This is a genomic window from Solemya velum gill symbiont, assembly GCF_002020255.1.
Classification (GTDB): Bacteria; Pseudomonadota; Gammaproteobacteria; order Chromatiales; family Chromatiaceae.
In genome coordinates this window covers 1-16,901 of sequence record NZ_MPQG01000004.1, presented here as the reverse complement: position 1 = coordinate 16,901, position 16,901 = coordinate 1, and the positions used below count along the sequence as shown (strand labels likewise).

Below are 16,901 nucleotides of genomic sequence, written 5' to 3'. Positions count from 1 at the left end.
TCAACAGGGCGGCAATTATACGGCAATTCAGCATCAGAGGTTTCCCCTACTTGCCGTTTTCCTTCTCGGCAGGAGTCTCATCACTTTCCTTGTTCCGCCGTGCACGCGGATGCGCCTTGTCGTAGACCTGGGCCAGGTGCTGGAAATCGAGGTGGGTATAGATCTGAGTGGTGCTGATATCTGCGTGCCCGAGCAACTCCTGCACGGCACGCAGATCACCGGAAGATTCGAGCAGATGAGAGGCAAAGGAGTGGCGCAGCATGTGAGGAGTCAGGTGCCTGTTGGTCTCCTGTTTGACGGCACGTTCGGCAACACATTTCTCAACCATTCTGGGACTGATGCGGCTGCCGCGAACGCCGGTGAAGAGAGCAGTTTCACCCTCTTTTGCCATATCGCCACGTACTTTCAGCCATGCATCAATAGCATCGCGTGCCATGCGTCCAAGGGGGATACGGCGGGTTTTGCTGCCCTTGCCGGTAACCTCAAGCTGGTTGTCCTCTGAGGGGATATCATTGACATCAAGTGACACCAGTTCAGCCAGGCGCAAGCCACAAGCATAGAGCAACTCGAGCATGGCACGATCACGCAAGGCAAGTGGATCGGTCTCACGGATCGTCAGTAGCTGGTTGACCTGGTCGGCATCCAGTGACTTGGGCAGGCGCCTGGCAATTTTCGGTGCACGCACGCCTTCTGCCGGATTGATGCCGGTAACACCTTCACGAATCAGGAATCGGAATAGCGCACGCAGGCTTGAGAGTACACGCTGCAGGCTTTTCGCGGTTGTGCCGTTACGGTGGCGCCAGGCAGCGTAGGCGCGTACATGGTGCTGTGTAATCTCCTTCGGATGGCTGACATCCGCTTGCCGGAGCCATTCGCGAAAGCGTTCGATATCGCCCTGGTAGGCAGAGAGTGTACGTGGAGAGAGGCGCCTTTCGTAGGCGAGATAGTCATGAAAGCGTTCAACCAGTTCCCTGGCTATTGCCTGCCGGGAGTTGTTGTCGCCTTCACTCATCTGTCATCCGACTGTTGAAAGCGCGAGATGGCATAGCTGGCGAGTTCACCAAGGCGTTGCAGTAGCTCGGTATCCTTTCCCGGGTGAAATCGCTGGTTGTCGTGACTGCCAATGGCGAGGATTCCCTCGGTATTGGCATGACGCAGCGGGATGATGGCAACAGAGCCTGTCTCCTGTGCATTCTCACTGAAAAGGTATTGCATCTGTTCGCTTTTCAGCAGACCGCAGCGAGGTTTGCCATTCTGCATGAAATCCTCGAACAGCACAGGTCCAGGTTTACCTTCGTTGACAGCCTGTTCGAGTTCACTGGCAGAGAAGAGCTTGACCTCGACTGCATCAGCCTGGAATTGCTCACGCAAATCGTCGAGCAGGGTATCCAGCAGGGTATCGAGAGAACCGGCTTCAATCAGTGTTAGCGTCAGTTCGTGCAAACGACGATTCAGAATGTCGTTCTCACGCGCCACCTTGATCAGCGACTCGAGCTGTTTACGGGTGTCGTCCAGTTTCTGACGCAGGGAGCTGTTCTGACGTTCGATCAGCGAAACTGTTCCTGCTCCCGCCTCGTGTGTGAGGTGCAGTTTCTGCAAAATGTCCGGATGCCCGTCGAGAAAAGCCGGGTTGGCTTCAAGGAAATCGAGAATCTCTTGTTCAAATGATGGTGTATCGCTCATAACTCGTCTTCTATTGTTATAGTTCCTTCAAAAACCGATGTGGCAGGACCGCTCATCCACACCGGTTCATCCTCTTGATCCCAGCATATCACAAGCTCTCCACCCCTCAATTCAGCCGTTACGCATCTGTCCAGCAGGCCCTGGCGTATCCCGTGGGCAACAGCTGCGCAGGCGCCCGTACCACAGGCGAGGGTTTCACCGCTGCCGCGCTCATAGACGCGCAGACGAATGCGTGAGCGGTCCACAACCTGCATGAAACCCGCATTGACGCGATTCGGAAACGCGGGATGTGATTCGATCAGTGGTCCCAGGTGTTCAACATCTGCCGTATCGGTATCGCCGACCAGCAGTACAGCATGTGGATTACCCATCGACACGGCGCCGATTTCAACGCGATCACTGCCGACCTCAAGCATGTAGCTGTCAGCGGTGCTTTCGGTGGTGAAGGGCAGGCTGGCCGGGTCGAATTGCGGTGTGCCCATGTTAACGCGCACCAGGTCATTCTCTTCCAGCTCCAGCGTGATTGGGCCGCGAGCAGTACCGACGGGGATAGTGGCCTTGTCTGTCAGTCCCTTGTCATGCACGTAGCGCGCGAAGCAGCGCGCACCGTTACCACACTGTTCGACTTCGCCGCCATCGGCATTGTAGATGCGGTAGTAGAAGTCAGTTTCCTGGTCACGCGGCGCCTCGACAAGCAGAACCTGGTCGCAGCCGATGCCGAAGTGACGATCGGCAAGCTGACGAATCTGTTCTGGGCTCAGTTCGAGTGGATGATCTATCGCGTTGAAGACGACAAAATCATTCCCGAGGCCGTGCATTTTTGTGAATTGCAGTTCCATTTCTGAAAGATAGCAAAATTTGGAGTTCTTGACTTGCGCAGTTGGTGTTTTTTTGTGTCGCTGCGCGACAGTTTGATGTTGAAAGCGCGCGGTGGCTCGCACCCACTCTACTTTCTTGTGCTGACAAGAAAGTAGGCAAAGAAACAGCTCCTTACCGGCGCCTGATCGTGCGCAACTTGGCCATCACAGCGACCGCTCTTGCGCATCCTGCGCTCGCGGCATTTGTGCTTCCCTGCACATCACGAAGTAAAACTCTCGATCTTCGATCGCTCAAACAGTTTTTCGCTTCATCTGTGATGTCCTGCGCTGCACACGGGCGCCGATAACGGAGAGTCCGCGCTGTTCAGGTGTCGTTCTCAGGGGAGAGTTTGCTCACCAGCGAACAGCGATTCAATCGTCTCGCGTTCACGTACAACATAAACCTGATCCCCATCGACCATCACTTCTGCTGCGCGCGGCCGCGAATTGTAATTGGAGCTCATGGTGAAACCGTAGGCACCACTGGAACGAACTGCCAGCAGGTCCCCTGCAGCTAGTGACAGGCTGCGACTCTTGCCGAGGAAATCCCCGGTTTCGCATACCGGCCCTACGATATCGTATAGGCCGTCACGCCCTTGCGCGTTTTGATCAGCACGAATAATCTGCTGAATAGCGTTGTAGAGTGACGGGCGCAGCAGGTCGTTCATGGCTGCATCGACGATGGCGAAGTCTTTCTCTTCTGTTGGCTTGAGGTACTCCACGCGTGTCAGCAGGATACCTGCGTTGGCAGCAATGGCGCGTCCCGGCTCAAGGATAACCTCGAGATCGCGTGCAGTGATGTGATCGCGTACCGCCTCAGCATAGTTGTGTGGCAATGGTGGCTGCTCATCTGTATAGGGCACACCGAGACCGCCGCCAAGATCGATATGGCGCAGCTTGATTCCGTCAGCCGCCAGTTCATCGATCAATGCGAGAATGCGATCGAGGGCATCGAGGAACGGGGTCAGCTCAGTCAGCTGCGAGCCGATATGGCAATCGATACCGGCGAGGTCGAGTCCGGCAAGCTCTTTTGCCTCGTGGTAAAGGCGCTTGGCCTCACTGACGGGCACACCGAACTTGTTTTCACGCAGTCCGGTCGAGATGTAGGGGTGCGTGCCTGCATCAACATCCGGATTGACGCGCAGTGATACCGGGGCTTTTGTACCGCACTCAAGCGCGACCTGGTTGAGTAGTTGCAGTTCGGCTTCAGATTCAACATTAAAGCAATGAATGCCGACCTCGAGCGCACGGCGCATTTCGTCCGAGCGTTTGCCGACACCGGAAAAAACCACTCTCTTCGGATCACCACCGGCAGCAAGGACACGTTCGAGTTCACCGACAGAGACGATGTCAAAGCCTGAGCCCATACGAGCCAGGACATTGAGAACGCCTAGATTGGAGTTGGCCTTGACCGCAAAACAGATCAGGTGCGGGTGGTTGTTGAAGGCGTCATTGAAAGCGTGCCAGTGACGCTCCAGGGTTGCGCGCGAATAGACATAGCACGGGGTTCCATACTGTTGCGCAATTTCGGCAACAGCAACACCCTCGGCGAACAGTTGTCCGCCCTTGTATTCAAAATGATCCATCAGTTTCCGGCCGGCTTGACGACAGGCTGACTGGCTTGCCCGGATTGTGATGATTCAGGCAGGTAGAGAGCTCCCTTGCTGCCACATCCGCTGAGCATGTTGCCTATGCCGAGAATGGCGACAAGGATGATGAAGAGATAGCGTGAATAACAGTGCATGGCGTATGTTCCGGTTGTTCGTGAGGCAATTCTACCCTTAATTCATCCTTCATTGTAGGGCTCTATCTCTGGCGCTCACGCCGCTCCTACATCGCTTTTTTACACAGGCTTGGAATCTCTCCGGAGGTGCCAAGCGCATGTTGCATGAAGCCCTCTTTGATGAGAGGCAGTCGCTGCGTGGCAGCTAGCCCCCCGTTTCTAAACAGTTTCAGCAAGCTGTTATCGTTACTGAAGAGGTGATTGAAGCCTTCCATGCTTTTCTGCATCAGCAGGTTATCGCCGCGGCGTGTACGTTCGTATGCACGCAGGCCTTGTTCATTACTGATCGGACGGCCGCGTTCGAGCTGGCTGGCAACCGTGTCGATCAATGCGCCGGCATCACGAAAACCGAGGTTGACGCCCTGGCCGGCAAGCGGGTGAATCTGGTGCGCGGCATCGCCGACGAGAGCGGCATGGCTACTGATGTAACTTTCTGCATGGATTGAGCGCAGCGGATAACGCGCACGTTGAGAGGTTTCTGTAATCTCACCCAGACGTCCCTCGACTGCCTCATTAAGTGCGACACAGAATGCCGCATCGTCCATTTCCACCAGTTTTTCGGCGATGTCCGCCGTGGTTGACCAGACAATTGAACACTGATCGGTGGATATAGGCAGAAAGGCGAGCGGCCCTTCGGGCAAGAAACGTTGCCACGCGGTCTCAGCGTGTCCCTGTGCAAGACGCACCGTTGTCACCACGGCTGTTTGCTGAAAATCGAATTCACTGAAACCGATTCCCAGTTCATCGCGCATACGTGAGCGGGCACCATCTGCAGCAACCAGCAGCTCGCTCTCCAGTGATGCATCGTCATCCAGTTGCAGGGTGATTTTCTCTGGTGACGGCTGCAAATCTGTGACGGAACAGGGTGAAAGTACGGTGATGCCGGGTCTCTTTTCCATCGCCTGCCACAGGGCGCGCTGAATCACCCGGTTTTGAAGTATGTGGCCGAGATCGGGTTCCCCGATATCAGCGCTGTCGAAATGAATTTCACTGCTGAGACTGTCCCATACACGCATTTCGCTATAGGCGACCGCATCCCTGTCGTCAATCAACTGCCAGGCACCAAGATTTTCCAGCAGGTGCTGGGAGGCCTTGTTAATGGCGGAGACACGCAGGTCAATCTCATCCTGTGGCCAGTCGAAATCGGGACGATTGTGTTCAATCAGGGTGACGTCAAGCCCGAGGTCTGCAAGACCACAGGCAGATGCGGCGCCAACCATGCCACCGCCGACAATGGCGACCTGGCTATTGTGTGTGGATGATTTCTTCATAAGGGCAGTCCTCGTCCGAGTCTTGGCTGCTTGCCAAGGACCCCCATCGCATGTTTTGCGATGCGGTGACGCAATCCGGGCAACAGGTCTGTTGCAACGAGGCCAGCGCTGCGCCCTGTGCCAACACCTACCAGCGGGTTGCTGAAAATACGAGCAAGAGCATCGGTGGCGAGCGTGATACTGCGCACATCCTGTTTGCGCCACTCGGCGTACTTCTGCAATACGGCATCACTACCCGGGTCTTCATCCTGCCTGATTGCATCTGTGATGACATCAACCAGCGCGGCGATATCACGCAGGCCAAGATTAAATCCCTGGCCGGATATCGGGTGTAGTGCATGCGCGGCATTGCCGACCAGCGCAACACGTTGTGCAGTGATTGCGTCCGTACGCATCAGTACTAATGGGTAGGAGGCGCGCTTGCCTGCCTGCTGAAAGCGTCCGCAGCGAAAGCCGATGCGTTTCTGAACCTCTTCGATAAAAGCGGCATCATCCAGGGCAAGGTACTCTTCTACCTCTTCCTGGGGCACCGTTAATACCACGCCGAAGCGGTTGTCGGTCATTGGCAGCAGCGCCAGCGGCCCTTCGTTAGTGAAGCGCTCATAGGCGATATTTTCATGTGGTTTGCCCGGCAGCAGGTTACTGACAATAGCTGCCTGGTTATAGGCGGATTCACGGCTTTCGATGCCCAGCGCCTGGCGAATGCCTGACTCCTTGCCGTCGGCTGCGATCAGCAGTTTGGCCGTGACAGTTTCAGTTTCACCATTGGCTTCAATCGTGGTGGTTACCCTTTCGTCATCCACTTTGAAGTCGACCAGGGTTGCAGGGCAGAAGCGATGTACCTTGCTGTCGAGCATGCGCTGATGGAGTGCATGACCGATATCACGTGCCAGTGCGACATAGCCAAGTGCCTCGACCGACTCTTCCTGCGCATCCAGATGGGCTTGTCCGAAACGTCCCTTTTCGGAAATATGAATGTGGTTAATTGGCGTTGCAGTGGTTGCAATCGCATCCCAGATGCCAATGCCCTCGAAAATACGCCTGCTGCCCCACGAAAGAGCAATTGCGCGATCATCGAAACTTGGCTGGCTGCTTGCGTCCATGGCGACGGACTCAATGATGGCAGTGCTGATGCCAACACTGTCGAGGGCACAGGCAATACTGGTGCCTGCGAGGCCGCCACCTGCGATCAGAAGGTCAAACTCTTTTACGTCGGACATCTCGTTTTGATCCGTTTCACTGTAGTCGTCATGCGCTTGCTGGCGGTGTATGACAGAAGTGATCAGGAGGCCATCAGGGCCTCTATCTCGTCGATCTCTTTGGGTGCATCTTTCGATAATATGTCATAACCCTGCTTCGTGACCAGTACATCATCCTCGATACGGATGCCAATACCTTGCCATTTTTTGGCGACGCCCTTGCTGCCGACAGGGATATAGATGCCGGGTTCGACGGTCAGAACCATGCCAGACTCGAGCATGCGCCACTGTCCATCGATCTTGTAGTCGCCGACATCATGAACATCCATGCCGAGCCAGTGTCCGGTCTTGTGCATGTAGAATTTTGTGTAAGCAGACTCTTTCAGCAGTGCATCCGGTTTGCCCTTGAGTAGCCCGAGCTCGTGCAGTCCATGGGTGATTGTCTTGACTGCTGCATCATGCGGATCATTCCAGTGATTTCCCGGTTTGATCTGTTCCAATGCTGCCTTCTGTGCATCGAGAACCAGCTGGTAAAGTTGCCGCTGTGGCTCACTGAATGTGCCGTTGACGGGGAATGTGCGGGTGATGTCCGATGCGTAGCAGGCGTTTTCACAGCCTGCGTCAATCAGAACCAGGTCGCCGTCTGTGAGCGGTTCGCTGTTATCCGTGTAGTGCAGGATGCAGGCGTTGTTACCACCACCGACAATCGACGGATAAGCTTGCGAAGTGGCGCCTTTTTGCGCGCACTGGTAGGCAAACTCTGCCTGTAGCTGATATTCATGCATGCCGGGTTCGCACTGTTTCATCAGGGCGATATGTGCCTTTGCCGATGTTTTTGCAGCCGCACGCATGACTTTTTGTTCAGAACGGCTCTTATAGAGACGCATATCATGCAGGTAATGGTCGAGGGCAATAAATTCGAGCGGTCCGTGCACTCCCGTGCGAGTGCGTGCTCGCAACTGACCAATCCATTCAGACATGCGGTGATCAAGCTCGTGATTGCACCCCATTGCGTAATAGACGCGTTCACACTGCTCCAGCATGCGCGGCAGAATTTCGTCCAGGCTGTCGATCGGAAAGGCATCATCCGCTTCGTAGATCTCTGTTGCGCCTTCGAGGCCGGCGCGCAGGCCGTCCCAGAGTTCACGCTCGGGGTCTTTCTCGCGGCAGAAGAGAATGTATTCTGCAGACTTCCTGTTGGGAATCAGTACAGCGACTGCATCTGGTTCGGAAAAGCCGGTGAGGTAGTGAAAGTCGCTGTCAGGGCGAAACGGGTGTTCGACATCACGATTACGGATATAGGTCTGTGCTGTCGGGATGATAGCTATCGAATCCTTGTCCATCATGCGCATTAACTGTTTGCGGCGGCGCTTGAACTCCGAGGCGGGAATCGACATCAGTGCAGCTCCTCCTCGTTATCCGGTTCCTCCTGTTGTGCTGCGATATCGCCGTAGATCATCAGGGTCGCCATGCGCAGGTATTCCTCGAGGTCCTGCAGTGATTCCTGGTCTTCTTCATCGAGATGTTCAAACTCGGCAAGATCCATGCGGGTGAACTCGCTGATATCTTCCAGTGCACCGAGTGCATCAGTTGACAGGTGCTTGTGTTGTTCGCCGGCATTGATGCCATAACCGAACAGAAATCCCTGGCACCAGTCGACGATACCTTTTGCGCGTGCGGGCATCTCCTCGGGGTCGTCGGGCAGCAACAGGTGAAAGCGTAACTCGACATCATCCATCAAATCCTTGGTGATGCCATGCATTTGCGTCAGCATGCGCCGACACTCCTGTGTGAGAGAGTCGTTTTCATCCATGCCGCCCATCAGTTCCTGATTGAGGTGCTGCAGTGAACTAGGGAAGTCCCCGCAGATTAATCCGCACACAAGTCCATGCGCCTGCGAGGCATCGAGTTCGAGTTCTGCACGTTCGAGAACATCGTTGATTGTTTGATATTCGAGTGTATCGGTCACGGTCTGTCCAGTTATCCACTAGTTTGTTTGCTATCGCCAGAAGGTTATTATGCAGCAAATGGATGTAGTATTGTTATGAAGAATACAAGGAAAACCATTGACCGGGCTCCAGATGCTCACTATAGTTTTCCTATTAAAGGGTGGGTCTAGATTATGTCTGAACAGGAAATCAATGCACTGGAATCACGTGTCGATGAGTTAATCGATGCGTGTCGTCATCTCAAGTCAGAGAATCGTATGCTGCGTGATCGCCAGGAAGTGATGGTGAAAGAGCGCGCAGCATTGATCGAAAAAACTGAAATGGCACGTGGTCGTGTCGAAGCCATGATCTCGCGCCTCAAGTCACTGGAAGAGCACACGTGAGTAGATCCAAAGAGAATAAACCAATCGCCGTCACCATACTTGGTGAAGAGTACATGGTTGCCTGCGCGCCTGATGAAGAAGAGGAGTTGCAGGCGTCTGCCCAGTACCTGCATCAGAAGATGCGCGAAATCCGGACAAGTGGCCGCATCATCAGTAACGAACACGTTGCCGTAATGGCTGCGCTGAATATTACCCATGAGATGTTACAGGCCCAAGCCGAAAAAGAGAGTGTTGCGGACGACATTACGCCGCGACTGCGCAGTGTGCGTGAGAAGGTCGAGGCCGCGCTCAACGAGAGCAACCAGCTCGAACTATAAACAATTCTATCGACTCCACCCTGCAACATCATTTTTTCCAATCTGGCGAGACGCGCGGTAAAAAAAGGAATATGATTAGTTTTAAGGGGCGTTCTCTGTGATACGCGACAGTTGGCTAAGTATTTTCTTGAGCCTTAAAAACATCCTGGGAATGTGACCTGCTGACAGTGTGCATGTCCGCCTTGAGCGGAAAGCCTAAAGCAGCAATGAAGTTCCCCCTTGAACCGCAAGGTTCAGGAACTGATGTCGACATCGCTATTTGCGGGTTCGCCCTTTTCTCCATCTCTATATGACAGCAATAAAAACACCCCGCCAACTTCGCCAGTCATTGCGTCATCAACGCAATGCACTTACATCAATTCAGCAACGTTTACATGGCAAGGCAGTTGCACGACAACTCATGCGTCACCCCTGGTTTCAGCGGGCAAGAACGATTGCTGTTTATCTTGATAATGATGGCGAGTTACAAACTGATTCAATCATTCAGTTGTCACGCCAGTTGAACAAACGACTTGTATTGCCCGTGTTGCATCCATTCCGTCATGGGCATCTTCTGTTTCGTGATTGGCCTGTTAATGCACGAATGCAACCAAACCAATTTAGAATTAAAGAGCCTGCGCGCAAATATGCAGTTGTTGATACAAGATCGATTGATCTTGTTATTGCACCGCTTGTTGGCTTTGATGATCGTTGTTATCGCATCGGTATGGGGGGTGGCTACTATGACCGCACATTTTCATTTCGCCATATAAATAGCTGGCGAAAGCCTCGCCTTGTTGGAATAGCGCATGCTTTACAGCAACTTGAAACAGTTGATAACAGGGCCTGGGATATAGCACTGGATATAGTAATTACAGAGAAGAAAATCTTTCGAAGATAAAAACAAAATGAATAAACACTTGATTAATAGGCAATAACCTAACTAGTATTAGCTAACAAGGTGACTATACTTGTTTTGAAAGAACTGTTTATTGCATCAAGTAGAGGGGGTCGATATGGCAGTAAAGAAAGCCGCGAAGAAGAAGGCAGCGAAGAAGAAGGCCGCTGCAAAGAAGAAGGTTGTTGCACGTAAGGCAGCAGCAAAGAAACCAGTAGCAAAAAAGAAAGTTGCAAAGAAAAGAGTTGCCAAGAAAAAGGCGACTAAGAAAAAAGTAGCAAAGAAAAAGGCTGCGAAGAAAAAGGTAGCAAAGAAGAAGGCGACCAAGAAGAAAGTTGCAAAGAAAAAGGCAGCTAAGAAAAAAGTTGCCAAGAAGAAGGCCGCCAAGAAGAAGGCGACCAGAAAAAAGCGCTAGTCAACAGCGGTGAAATGCGCCCGGCGTCTAAAAGCGCCGGGCGACGTTCATCCGCACAACCAACAATGGTGACTGCTGACGCAGTGCTAGATGAGCTCTACGGCTTGCTAACGGTGCTCGCAAAAAGCTGATAGGCAGAGTTGTCTGTCTCTTCCCAGTAACGGTAGCCAAGCTTGTCCAGCGATGCCGTGAAATCCTTGACTTCCGTCCCGGGAAGCTGGATCCCGACCAGAACACGTCCATAAGCTGAACCGTGATTGCGGTAATGGAACAGGCTGATATTCCAGCGATGTCCGAGGCGCGTCAGGAACTCAAGCAGGGCACCCGGGCGCTCGGGAAACTGGAAGCGGAAGAGTTTTTCATCTTCGATTCCATGCGCATGTCCACCAACCATATAACGGATATGTAGCTTGGCCGCCTCGTTGTCGGTCAGGTCCTGAACTTCGTAGCCTTTCTCATTCAACTTGTCGATCAGTAGCTGGCGTTCATCGTCACCTCCAGTCAGTTCGATACCACAGAAGACATGCGCCTCCTGGCTGTCAGCATAGCGGTAGTTGAACTCGGTGATTGAACGTTTGCCGAGCAATTTACAGAACTTGAGGAAACTGCCAGGCACCTCGGGAATCTTGACCGCAAACAGAGCCTCCTTTTGTTCTCCGAAATCAGCGCGTTCTGCGATATGACGCAGGCGGTCAAAATTGACATTCGCTCCGCTCTCGATCGCAACAAGATGTTGTCCCTCGAGACTGTTTTCGGCAATATCTTTTTTCATTCCGGCGATTGAGAGTGCGCCTGCCGGTTCGGCAATGGTGCGCGTCTCCTCGAAAATATCCTTGATAGCGGCACAGGTTTCGTCAGTTGTCACCAGTACCACGTCATCAACCAGTTTCTTCGCTATGCGAAAGGTCTCCTTGCCGATCATACGTACCGCGACGCCATCTGCGAATAGCCCGACTTCCTTGAGCTTGGTACGCCGACCTTTTTTCAGCGAAGTGTGAAGAGTCGCAGAATCTTCAGGTTCGACGCCGATGATTTTGGTTTTCGGATAAAGATACTTAACGTAGGCCGCGATGCCGGCAATCAGCCCGCCGCCGCCAACTGGAATATAGATGCGGTCTGGTGCCTCAGGCATCTGGCGCAGTATCTCCATGCCGATCGTTCCCTGTCCTGCGATGACGTCAGGGTCATCGAAAGGATGCAGGAAGGTCTGTTGGTTCTCCTCGGAGAGCTCCATGGCATGGGCATAGGCTTCGTCGTATGAATCGCCAAACAGAACTGTCCTGGCACCATGTGAGCGCACGGCCTGCACCTTGATCGCCGGTGTTGTCTTCGGCATGACGATGGTAGCGGCAATTTTCAGATTGCGCGCTGACAGGGCCACGCCTTGCGCATGATTGCCAGCGGAGGCAGCTATAACGCCCTTGCTGCGCTGTTCATCGCTTAACTGGTAGAGCTTGTTGTAGGCACCGCGAAGCTTGAACGAGAAAACGGGCTGAAGGTCTTCACGTTTCAGGTAAACATTGTTGTTCAAGCGGCTTGAGAGCCGTGGCGCATGGTCAAGCGGAGTTTCGATGGCAACGTCGTAGACGCGTGCGCGCAGAATTTTTTCAAGATATCTTTGTGGCATTGTGACTCGTTTATGTACCAGTGCAGCATGACAAGTAACCGGCTACAGAGCTATCATAGACTAATTCAGAGACTAAACGAAAAGTGAATTTATGAACCAGGATCAACTTAAGCGACAGGCGGCCGAAAAGGTAGTCGAATTTTTGCCATCAGGCGGTGTACTGGGTGTGGGCACGGGCTCCACTGTTAACCATTTCATCGATGTTCTTGCTGACGTCAAGGGGCGTTTCGATGGTGCAGTATCGAGTTCTGAAGCGTCGACAGAAAGACTTAAGGCGATTGGCATGCAGGTGCTCGACCTCAACAGCGTCGGTGAACTTGAGGTTTACGTGGATGGTGCCGATGAATCCAATCACCAGCTTGAGCTGATCAAGGGTGGTGGCGGTGCATTGACGCGCGAGAAAATCATCGCTGCGGCGAGTAAGCAGTTCGTCTGTATCGCCGATGCCTCAAAGCTGGTCAGCTGCCTTGGTGAGTTCCCTCTGCCAGTAGAGGTGATCCCGATGGCGCGCTCTTATGTTGCTCGTGAACTGGTCAAGCTGGGGGGAAACCCGGTACTGCGCGAGGATTTCATTACCGATAACGGCAACGTGATTCTTGATGTGCACGGCATGGAGATCATGGAGCCAATCAAGATGGAGACCGAGATCAACAATATCGTTGGCGTGGTCACCGTTGGGCTGTTTGCCAGCCGTGGTGCAGATGTGCTGATTCTTGGTGATGAGGCTGGAGCAAGGGTCATTACTCCGTAGATAGCTAATATCACTCATGGAACGGTGGTCGACCAGACCTGAATTCACAGCTTTCTATATGGACGACAGGCCAAGCTGTTGCCTATATAGAAGCCTGTGTTCTTTGCGGCTATCTATTATTAATCGATGCCGTATTTTCCAGGACTGAATCGACGATCTTTTCCGCCTCTCCAATATAATTATCCGGATTTAATGAAGCCAGAAGAGCGCCTTTGTCGAGTGCCTTATCCCTAGCATGTGGGCTTGCCATGATGTGATCCACGAGCTCTTCATTTGACATCTTCTCTTGCGCGTACGCTTCTCTTACAACATCAAAAGCGACTGATTTACCCAGTTCATCTGACAATGCAAACATGAGCGCTTCAGAGCAGATTGATTGAGCTTCCCGTGAAACATTTTCGGCAATACGTTCGTATTTAATTCTCAAGCCAGACAGAATGCTCTTCATCAGCTTCAGTGCAGCGGTTGTGTAGATGACAGAATCGGGCAGGGTCACCCATTCGAGGCGCAAGGTTCGATAGTCCCGCTCGTGTTCATTGACAAGTGAGTCAAAAGCCAGTGAGGCATTGCTTTTAACCAGGTGAGCGAGCGTAATGACTTGTTCACTTGCTTCCGGATTAACCTTGTGGGGCATGGTTGAACTGCCGATAGCTGTTTCTTTGTATGGCTCCTGGAGTTCTCCAATTTCGGTTTTTGCCAATTGCAGAATTTCATTGGCGATATGAGCTAATCCGCCTGATATCAAACCCATTGTTGAGATGAACTCGACGACACGATCACGGCTTGTATGCCAGGCAGTAGATGGGGCCTGAAGCTCGAGCTGGTCGGAAAAAACCTCAAGCAATTGCATGCCTTTCCCCTCGAATGCAGACATGGTTCCAACACCACCGAATAACTGTGCGACACAAACTGTGTCACGATTCGTCTGCAAACGTACAAGGTTTCTGGCTGTTTCATCCAGCCAGGTGGCGAATTTCAGCCCCAGCGTTGTCGGGAGCGCCGCCTGTGCATGTGTGCGCCCAACCATGACGATGCTCTTGTTGTTTTCGGCCAGCTGTTGAAGAATCAGGCAGATCTCGGTCAATTCCCGTTCGATCAGGTTGGAGGCGCTGAGGATTTCAATGGATTGGGCAGTGTCCTGAATATCCTGGGTCGTAGCGCCATAGTGAATATATTTGGAGGCCTCCGGTTCGCAAACAGCTTGAAAGGCTTTTAGGAGAGGAATAAGCGAATGACCCGAAAGTGCCAATTCTCTCTTCAGGTACTCGAGATCAAAATTCTCCAGCCGGGCTGATTGTTCTATCTCGGTCGCAGCTGACTTCGGGATAATGTTTAGTACGGCCTGGCTATTTGCCAGTGCTACCTCGACATCCAGCCACCGCTGAAATCGTGCAAGGTCACTGAATATTGCACGTGATTCATTTGTGCCGAAGCTGTCACCAAAAAACTGCGAGTCTCTGATCTGTTCCATGCCACTCTGCTGTATTAGCCGAAATGATTCAATATCTTCATGATAACGCCATTTTCCAATCAGGCATCTGCCCTATGGCGTTGGGCTGTTTTTCCAAAACGGCTGAGTAGTGTTCTTTCACACTCTTCCGATGTCATGGTGCGGCCATGCATATAGCGTAAATTGTTAATGATGACGACATCATGTTTTTGCCATTGGTGCTTGTAGATAACCTTGTCCTGCACATCAATCAGCTGATTGTATACTTCGCTGCTCAGGGGTTCGCCGTCGCCGAAACTGACACGATTGCTTGGTTTTGTATAGATAGTTGAGTGAGCGTAGGCGGGATGGTCGATTGCTGGTAGATGATTCAATATGCTATTGGCAAAGGCATCGACGCCATCCACGCTGAATATTGCAGGAGCTGAATAAAACAGGTGCAGGGTACCATTCTCCAGTGAGTAACGAGCCTCAGGAAAACGTGCCAGGTATTCCCTGAGTTGTACTTCATTCTCAACATCGAACTCGGCACTCCAGCGCTCAGGCTGCCATGTCATTTCATAAATGATGCCTTGTTCCCTGAAGCGCCTGGCAAGATCCTTTGGCAGATGCTGCAGCATCTCGGCACCGTCGAACAGCGTCGTTTCGCCTCCACTGGCGGATGGCGGAACAACACAACAGAAAAAGGCTGTATCTGGGCGGTGGATTGCAGGTCTGTATGAGCCTTCCGTGTGCGCAAGCTTATCCATGTTGCCAGCCCATACACCGGTGGTAAATCCATCGCCTTGATCCTGGCGCATCGCAGATCGCCCGCCAACATGATGAAACCTGTCGCAGAAATAATTTGCGATGGCTTCAAATTTTTCCAGGTTCATTGTTCCACCACGCAAGAGAATGGCACCGTGTTTCTGGTATGCAGAATAGAGCCTTGCGAAGTCTATGGTTTCATCTGGCGTTTGCTTAAGAATATGGATGCGCATTATTGGATGTTGTTGCCGACCGAGTCGCCTGCACCCTGTACACGTTTCGCCATCTCTTTAAGCATCTGGATCTTGACCTTTTCATGCTCAAGCCAGTATTTGCCGATATATGCTGCATTATCGCTCTTGGTTTTTGAGGTGTTCATTGCAGGGTTGGCTTCGAAAACAAGGATTTCGCCTGTCTGTTTCACGGCAAAGTCGATACCACAGTAGTCGAGACCTGTTGATTTGCAGAACTTTGAGAGGAGATTCCATCGTCCAGTTCCCAATACTGTTTCCGGGTCCTCAAGGAAAGCAACATCTTCCTGCTGCAGCGTTTTATCGTGCTGCATAAGGTTTTTCCGGTTCCTGCCGTGAATGTTCCACTCCTTGTCTATGATCAGGTGCCGCGCGTAGAGCTTTCCATTAATCCATAAACAGCGATATTTCCGGTTCAGAGCGTCATTGCTTCGGTAATCATGGAACTCGATCAGGTAGTAGTCTCTGCCATCAAGGGCAAAGCACTCCAGTTTGGGGATGTCATCCAGTGATTTCAGCAGCAACATATCCAGACCGTCGTGCCCGCCGGCAGGTCGGACGATGATCGGAAGGCTGATATCGCCTCTTTCGATGATCTCCTGGATATCACTGCTGTAGTGCGGGGCGACTCGCAGGGTTTTGGGTATCACGATGCCATCCATATGGCCAAGATTCTGGTAGAGTCGATCCCTCGATGTTTGCTTAACCTTGGCAGGGTGGTTAAGACAGGGAATCCCGTTACTATCAACGAACTCAATGGCGGCTTCGAGCGCTTTGCTACTCAGGTCTGGATCACTAATATAGTTAAATGCGAAATCGACCCTGGGGATCTCGGCACGTTTGGGGCTTGCGCCACCCAGCACCAGTGGATGGTGTTCAAGTCCTTCCAGGTGCTCGTCTGCAAGCATGCTCAGGTTTCCATTGTAGGCGTAGACGAAGGCGCCGAGTTCGGGATCAAAATGCTGGACCAGGATGGAGTTTGAGTCTGGCACTCCCTTGATGTGCAACATCACAGGCCTTTTGGCTGGTGTACGAGCCTGTTTTGCAGGGGTGGTCTGCTTAAGGCTATAACTGAGTGACGGAAGGACGTGAGTTTTTTTACTCATATTAGTTAATACTAATCTCTCAACTTGCGTGACGGGTGTCTGTTGTTGCTGATTTTATCAGGTTCGAAAACAATAGACTCTATAGTTATAACCATCGTCTCGACTGAAGAGTGAATTACCCGGCCGTGAAGTTGTCTGTTATTCAGTCAGATTGTGGCAGTTTTTCCCCGCGGATTCAACTCACTAGTGCAACGGATGGGTTAATCCCGAAAAATACTTGATTGGGCGTTTTAAT

Annotated in this window: 18 protein-coding genes and 1 other RNA gene; 6 read left to right on the top strand and 13 right to left on the bottom strand. The window is 52.3% G+C overall.

Going from position 1 to position 16,901, the window contains the following annotated elements; all coding sequences use genetic code 11:
* Positions 1-46: 46 nt before the first annotated feature.
* From xerC to BOW06_RS04520, 9 genes are all read right to left on the bottom strand, one after another.
* Positions 47-1,012, bottom strand: coding sequence for a tyrosine recombinase XerC (xerC, locus tag BOW06_RS04555; protein WP_052132064.1), 966 nt, complete (start codon positions 1,010-1,012; stop codon positions 47-49).
* Complete coding sequence (locus BOW06_RS04550) at positions 1,009-1,683, bottom strand: DUF484 family protein (RefSeq protein ID WP_052132065.1); 675 nt, start codon at positions 1,681-1,683, stop codon at positions 1,009-1,011. Before BOW06_RS04550 ends, xerC begins: the two co-directional genes overlap by 4 nt.
* Positions 1,680-2,522: a diaminopimelate epimerase gene (gene dapF, locus BOW06_RS04545; RefSeq protein ID WP_043116391.1), complete on the bottom strand. Its 843-nt coding sequence runs from the start codon at positions 2,520-2,522 to the stop codon at positions 1,680-1,682. The genes BOW06_RS04550 and dapF overlap by 4 nt, the downstream gene beginning before the upstream one ends.
* A 356-nt stretch (positions 2,523-2,878) precedes the next feature.
* Positions 2,879-4,126, bottom strand: coding sequence for a diaminopimelate decarboxylase (lysA, locus tag BOW06_RS04540; RefSeq protein WP_078453952.1), 1,248 nt, complete (start codon positions 4,124-4,126; stop codon positions 2,879-2,881).
* Positions 4,126-4,284: an LPS translocon maturation chaperone LptM gene (gene lptM / locus BOW06_RS12910; protein ID WP_143555776.1), complete on the bottom strand. Its 159-nt coding sequence runs from the start codon at positions 4,282-4,284 to the stop codon at positions 4,126-4,128. The genes lysA and lptM overlap by 1 nt, the downstream gene beginning before the upstream one ends.
* An 86-nt stretch (positions 4,285-4,370) precedes the next feature.
* A complete protein-coding gene (locus BOW06_RS04535) occupies positions 4,371-5,594 on the bottom strand; it encodes a UbiH/UbiF/VisC/COQ6 family ubiquinone biosynthesis hydroxylase (RefSeq protein WP_078462831.1) in 1,224 nt (407 codons plus the stop codon).
* Positions 5,591-6,814, bottom strand: a complete 1,224-nt coding sequence (gene ubiH / locus BOW06_RS04530) for a 2-octaprenyl-6-methoxyphenyl hydroxylase (RefSeq protein WP_043116395.1) — start codon at positions 6,812-6,814, stop codon at positions 5,591-5,593. The genes BOW06_RS04535 and ubiH overlap by 4 nt, the downstream gene beginning before the upstream one ends.
* A gap of 62 nt (positions 6,815-6,876) precedes the next feature.
* Positions 6,877-8,193: an aminopeptidase P N-terminal domain-containing protein gene (locus tag BOW06_RS04525; protein ID WP_179115804.1), complete on the bottom strand. Its 1,317-nt coding sequence runs from the start codon at positions 8,191-8,193 to the stop codon at positions 6,877-6,879.
* The gene (locus BOW06_RS04520; protein ID WP_043116397.1) at positions 8,190-8,762 is read right to left on the bottom strand and encodes a UPF0149 family protein; all 573 of its coding nucleotides are present in this window, start codon (positions 8,760-8,762) and stop codon (positions 8,190-8,192) included. Before BOW06_RS04520 ends, BOW06_RS04525 begins: the two co-directional genes overlap by 4 nt.
* Before the next feature lie 153 nt (positions 8,763-8,915).
* Between BOW06_RS04520 and BOW06_RS04515 the strand changes: the two genes are divergently transcribed.
* From BOW06_RS04515 to BOW06_RS04495, 5 genes are all read left to right on the top strand, one after another.
* Positions 8,916-9,125, top strand: a complete 210-nt coding sequence (locus BOW06_RS04515; protein WP_043116398.1) for a TIGR02449 family protein — start codon at positions 8,916-8,918, stop codon at positions 9,123-9,125.
* Complete coding sequence (locus tag BOW06_RS04510) at positions 9,122-9,442, top strand: cell division protein ZapA (protein ID WP_043116399.1); 321 nt, start codon at positions 9,122-9,124, stop codon at positions 9,440-9,442. Before BOW06_RS04515 ends, BOW06_RS04510 begins: the two co-directional genes overlap by 4 nt.
* An 89-nt stretch (positions 9,443-9,531) precedes the next feature.
* Positions 9,532-9,714: non-coding RNA, 6S RNA (ssrS, locus tag BOW06_RS04505), on the top strand.
* A 17-nt stretch (positions 9,715-9,731) separates the two neighbouring features.
* Complete coding sequence (locus BOW06_RS04500; protein ID WP_052132066.1) at positions 9,732-10,322, top strand: 5-formyltetrahydrofolate cyclo-ligase; 591 nt, start codon at positions 9,732-9,734, stop codon at positions 10,320-10,322.
* Between the two features lie 115 nt (positions 10,323-10,437).
* The gene (locus tag BOW06_RS04495; protein WP_078461731.1) at positions 10,438-10,734 is read left to right on the top strand and encodes a histone; all 297 of its coding nucleotides are present in this window, start codon (positions 10,438-10,440) and stop codon (positions 10,732-10,734) included.
* 97 nt (positions 10,735-10,831) lie between these two features.
* Here BOW06_RS04495 and ilvA read toward each other — a convergent pair whose 3' ends face one another.
* A complete protein-coding gene (gene ilvA, locus BOW06_RS04490; protein WP_256857795.1) occupies positions 10,832-12,382 on the bottom strand; it encodes a threonine ammonia-lyase, biosynthetic in 1,551 nt (516 codons plus the stop codon).
* 70 nt (positions 12,383-12,452) lie between these two features.
* On the opposite strand from ilvA, the gene rpiA reads away from it, so the two are divergent.
* On the top strand, positions 12,453-13,112 hold the full coding sequence (gene rpiA, locus BOW06_RS04485) for a ribose-5-phosphate isomerase RpiA (protein WP_078458255.1): 660 nt from the start codon (positions 12,453-12,455) through the stop codon (positions 13,110-13,112).
* A gap of 109 nt (positions 13,113-13,221) precedes the next feature.
* On the opposite strand, the gene BOW06_RS04480 is transcribed toward rpiA, so the two are convergent.
* The 3 genes from BOW06_RS04480 to BOW06_RS04470 are packed head-to-tail and all read right to left on the bottom strand — an operon-like array spanning position 13,222 to position 16,666.
* Positions 13,222-14,583, bottom strand: a complete 1,362-nt coding sequence (locus BOW06_RS04480; protein WP_043116406.1) for a class-II fumarase/aspartase family protein — start codon at positions 14,581-14,583, stop codon at positions 13,222-13,224.
* A gap of 59 nt (positions 14,584-14,642) precedes the next feature.
* Positions 14,643-15,542, bottom strand: a complete 900-nt coding sequence (locus BOW06_RS04475; protein ID WP_078459672.1) for a TauD/TfdA family dioxygenase — start codon at positions 15,540-15,542, stop codon at positions 14,643-14,645.
* Positions 15,542-16,666 (bottom strand): ATP-grasp domain-containing protein, encoded by a 1,125-nt coding sequence (locus BOW06_RS04470; protein WP_078461865.1) that lies wholly within the window; start codon positions 16,664-16,666, stop codon positions 15,542-15,544. The genes BOW06_RS04475 and BOW06_RS04470 overlap by 1 nt, the downstream gene beginning before the upstream one ends.
* Positions 16,667-16,901: the final 235 nt, after the last annotated feature.

What these genes read in the sequence shown, in the direction of transcription:
- xerC (WP_052132064.1), bottom strand. Translation starts at nt 1,012, where the DNA reads ATGAGTGAAGGCGACAACAACTCCCGGCAGGCAATAGCCAGGGAACTG.
- BOW06_RS04550 (WP_052132065.1), bottom strand. Translation starts at nt 1,683, where the DNA reads ATGAGCGATACACCATCATTTGAACAAGAGATTCTCGATTTCCTTGAA.
- dapF (WP_043116391.1), bottom strand. Translation starts at nt 2,522, where the DNA reads ATGGAACTGCAATTCACAAAAATGCACGGCCTCGGGAATGATTTTGTC.
- lysA (WP_078453952.1), bottom strand. Translation starts at nt 4,126, where the DNA reads ATGGATCATTTTGAATACAAGGGCGGACAACTGTTCGCCGAGGGTGTT.
- lptM (WP_143555776.1), bottom strand. Translation starts at nt 4,284, where the DNA reads ATGCACTGTTATTCACGCTATCTCTTCATCATCCTTGTCGCCATTCTC.
- BOW06_RS04535 (WP_078462831.1), bottom strand. Translation starts at nt 5,594, where the DNA reads ATGAAGAAATCATCCACACACAATAGCCAGGTCGCCATTGTCGGCGGT.
- ubiH (WP_043116395.1), bottom strand. Translation starts at nt 6,814, where the DNA reads ATGTCCGACGTAAAAGAGTTTGACCTTCTGATCGCAGGTGGCGGCCTC.
- BOW06_RS04515 (WP_043116398.1), top strand. Translation starts at nt 8,916, where the DNA reads ATGTCTGAACAGGAAATCAATGCACTGGAATCACGTGTCGATGAGTTA.
- BOW06_RS04500 (WP_052132066.1), top strand. Translation starts at nt 9,732, where the DNA reads ATGACAGCAATAAAAACACCCCGCCAACTTCGCCAGTCATTGCGTCAT.
- BOW06_RS04495 (WP_078461731.1), top strand. Translation starts at nt 10,438, where the DNA reads ATGGCAGTAAAGAAAGCCGCGAAGAAGAAGGCAGCGAAGAAGAAGGCC.
- rpiA (WP_078458255.1), top strand. Translation starts at nt 12,453, where the DNA reads ATGAACCAGGATCAACTTAAGCGACAGGCGGCCGAAAAGGTAGTCGAA.
- BOW06_RS04480 (WP_043116406.1), bottom strand. Translation starts at nt 14,583, where the DNA reads ATGGAACAGATCAGAGACTCGCAGTTTTTTGGTGACAGCTTCGGCACA.
- BOW06_RS04475 (WP_078459672.1), bottom strand. Translation starts at nt 15,542, where the DNA reads ATGCGCATCCATATTCTTAAGCAAACGCCAGATGAAACCATAGACTTC.
- BOW06_RS04470 (WP_078461865.1), bottom strand. Translation starts at nt 16,666, where the DNA reads ATGAGTAAAAAAACTCACGTCCTTCCGTCACTCAGTTATAGCCTTAAG.